Consider the following 2,764-nt stretch of genomic DNA (forward strand, 5'->3'; position numbering starts at 1 on the left):
CTCGCCGTGGGCCTACACGGTGGGGCTGACGGCGCATGGCAAACCGGAGTTGCTGGTGACCGGGTTGTCGTCTGCCCGTTCCGCGCGACTGCTGGACGACGTTGCCTCGCACGTGCTGCACGCCGAGGCGCCGCACCCTGGAGAAGTGGTTCCGTTGCGCGGTGGCCCGGTGATCGAGATCGTCGAGGTGACCGAGCCGACGGTGCACTTGGCGATTGCCGTGGAGATCTTCGGGCCTGAGATCCGGGCGCTGCAACTGGTGCACGCCGACAACCGCGGGCACTGGCCATGGGAGGTTGGGTTCCGCGGTGGCCGCGGCGGTCAGCCGGTCCTGGGAGTGCGCGCGTCGCGTCAGCTTTCCGGGGGTGGTGTGTAGCTGAGTGGCATCAGCTGGATGTGCCGGATTCGCTGCGGATGCGGTCGACGATCCGCATCGCTTCATCCTCGGTGATCGGGTAGAGCTGATTGTCCCGGTTTCCGCGCTCGTACGAATAGAGCATGGGGGTGTGCCCCCACTCAAGGTCGCGCCCAAACGCCTCGTCGCGTTGGCCACCATCGTGCTTGACGCGCCGGAGGACACCCGCAGGCTCTGCCCTAGTGCTGTAATCGTCGACGACGGCGTAGTACATGATCTGATCAGCCACGACGCTGCTCCGGTGAATAGTCTTCGATGTCCGACACGTTAGGTGGGATCGGGATCTCGGCGGAGGCTTTGCGCTGAAATTCCTGGAGTTCATCCCGCTCGACGTCGGATGTGGCGGGATCGCGGAGCCGCTCGTAAGCAGCGTGCGTCAGCTGCTTGGCTTCAAAGCTGGCTCGGGTGTGAAACTGTACCTCGAAAAGCAGTCCTGACTCAGGGTCTCGCCATCGGCTGTTGACTCCCTTGTACTGCTCCGCCTGCCATGAATTCAGTCGATCGAAAGGCTGGAACCCTCGGTCCAGGAGACGTTGGCAGTCTTCGATAACGCCACTGGTATAGCGCTCTTCGCTGTAGCAGAACGTGAACCGCACCACGTCTTTCAGTGTCTCGAGAGCTTCTTCGGGGGCACGGCCCTTGTACCGCACAGCGTCCGCGATCTTCTCCTTGATCCTGTCCATGCCTTTGAGACAGTGTTCGAGGCCTATCAGGTGGCGGTCCGAGTCTTCGGATTCGATGGCGCGCATCGCGGGTGTGATGACGTTCTCGGCGATCTCGCGGATCTGGCCGCAGCCGCGTTCGACTTCTGCGTTCGCCTCTGGATTCAGGGAGCGGTCGCCATCACGGTCGGCATCTTCTGGAGACGGCCATTTCGTCTCGTGCGCTTCCCAGGCCTGGCGCAGTTCCAGGGCGGCCGCATCCCACGTGTACGCGGCCTCGACGGTGGCCCGGTATTCCGCGCGGTATGCCTGCTGGTCGCGGGTTTCCGGTGGTGCGACGCCCTGGTCGTCGGCCTGCTCGCGGTCGACGGCCACGGCGTCGGCCTCATCCAGGCGTTCGATCTCCACGGGTAGCCACTCAGCGAAATGGATTGGTTACTCCATGAAGCCTAACCTATTGGCAACGCGTTGCCAGTTGCTCATGCGTGGCCGTCTACGGTGGCCTTGTAGAGGCTGACTTGGTATTTGCCTGGCGATTTCACCGGAAGCCTGGTGAACCAGATCAGCACGTATCGCGCGCTCGCCGGGGAGCTCAGCGGCAAGTGCAGCGTGCCGCGGGCGTCCGGCATGTCCGCCGCCGTCGACATGGAGTCCAAGTCCGCAGCGTCGCCGAGGCGAACCTGGACGTCGGCGCCTGCCGCGGCGCCGAGCACCAGCCCGACGCTGTTCACCATGACCGCGTGGCCCATGTCGAGCAGGATGCCGGTGCCCGACTGCATGTGGCCGAACTCAGCCGTCGCGTACCACGAGCTGTCCCACGCCCCGCCGCCGCGGAGCACCCGAGACGCCATCCCCGGGTTGTCGCCGTCCGATGTCCCATCGGGTCCGAACGCCGTCGCGTTCGCCACGGTCAGCGTTACCGCCGGACCGGTGGCCACGGCCGGCGACGACGAAGACGCGGTAGGCGACGAGCTGGCGGAAGCGGTCGGCCGTGTCGAGGACGCCGTGGCCTTCGGCGACGTCGCGGGCGACGCGGGCGCGCCGGTCAGCACTCCCCCGGAGATCAGGTCATAGCCGACGAGCACCACGAACACGACGGCCAGGCCCGCGAGCATAATGGTCCACTTCCGGTACGCCCCCCAGGGCGTCGCCAGCACCGGCCGCTCCTCATCCCGCGCGCCGTCGCCGGTGCTCACGGACTGCCTCCAGACCCTTCACTGACCCCGATTACCGGCTCAAAGCCTTGCCTACGACGCAGCGCGCGTCTACCAGAACCAGCGTTTTGGGAGGAAAAGCCGCACTACGCGTGCGGAACGCCGGCCTCGGTGAGCACCTGCGCGGGCGACATGAAGCCCGGCGCCCGGCGCTCCGCCGCGGCCCGGTTGGCGAGCCGCTGCAGCGCCTCGTTGACTGGGGTCGGCACGCCGTACACACGGCCGAGCAGCACGATCTCGCCGTTGAGGAAGTCGGCCTCGATCGTCCCGGTCCCCCGGCTGAGGCTCTGCCAGGACGAGCCGCCCGACCGGGGCGAGCCGTCGACCTGTTCGATACGAACGTGGTCGCCGATGACCTCCGCGATTTCCGCGCGGCTGGCGTGCGCGATGCCGGCGGCGCGGAGAGCGGCGGTGCCTTCGGCACGCGTGCGGTGGTACAGCTCGGCGGCGTCGTCCGACCGCGGTTCCGCGGC

General features: G+C 66.9%; 5 protein-coding genes. 1 reads left to right on the plus strand and 4 read right to left on the minus strand.

Translation table 11 applies throughout. The features are described 5' to 3' along the window. The coding region (locus WA805_RS18495) for a DUF4262 domain-containing protein (protein ID WP_425242949.1) at positions 1–376 on the plus strand (376 nt) is incomplete at its 5' end. A 10-nt stretch (positions 377–386) separates the two neighbouring features. Here WA805_RS18495 and WA805_RS18500 read toward each other — a convergent pair. The 4 genes from WA805_RS18500 to WA805_RS18515 all read right to left on the minus strand — a co-directional run. Continuing rightward, complete coding sequence (locus WA805_RS18500) at positions 387–644, minus strand: hypothetical protein (protein WP_425242950.1); 258 nt, start codon at positions 642–644, stop codon at positions 387–389. After that, positions 637–1,485 (minus strand): hypothetical protein, encoded by an 849-nt coding sequence (locus tag WA805_RS18505; RefSeq protein WP_425242951.1) that lies wholly within the window; start codon positions 1,483–1,485, stop codon positions 637–639. Before WA805_RS18505 ends, WA805_RS18500 begins: the two co-directional genes overlap by 8 nt. A 71-nt stretch (positions 1,486–1,556) precedes the next feature. Further along, positions 1,557–2,273, minus strand: a complete 717-nt coding sequence (locus WA805_RS18510) for a hypothetical protein (RefSeq protein ID WP_425242952.1) — start codon at positions 2,271–2,273, stop codon at positions 1,557–1,559. 104 nt (positions 2,274–2,377) lie between these two features. Beyond that, the coding region (locus WA805_RS18515; RefSeq protein ID WP_425242953.1) for a ketopantoate reductase family protein at positions 2,378–2,764 on the minus strand (387 nt) is incomplete at its 5' end.

The sequence above is a fragment of the Trebonia sp. genome, assembly GCF_049794275.1.
GTDB lineage: Bacteria > Actinomycetota > Actinomycetes > Streptosporangiales > Streptosporangiaceae > Trebonia.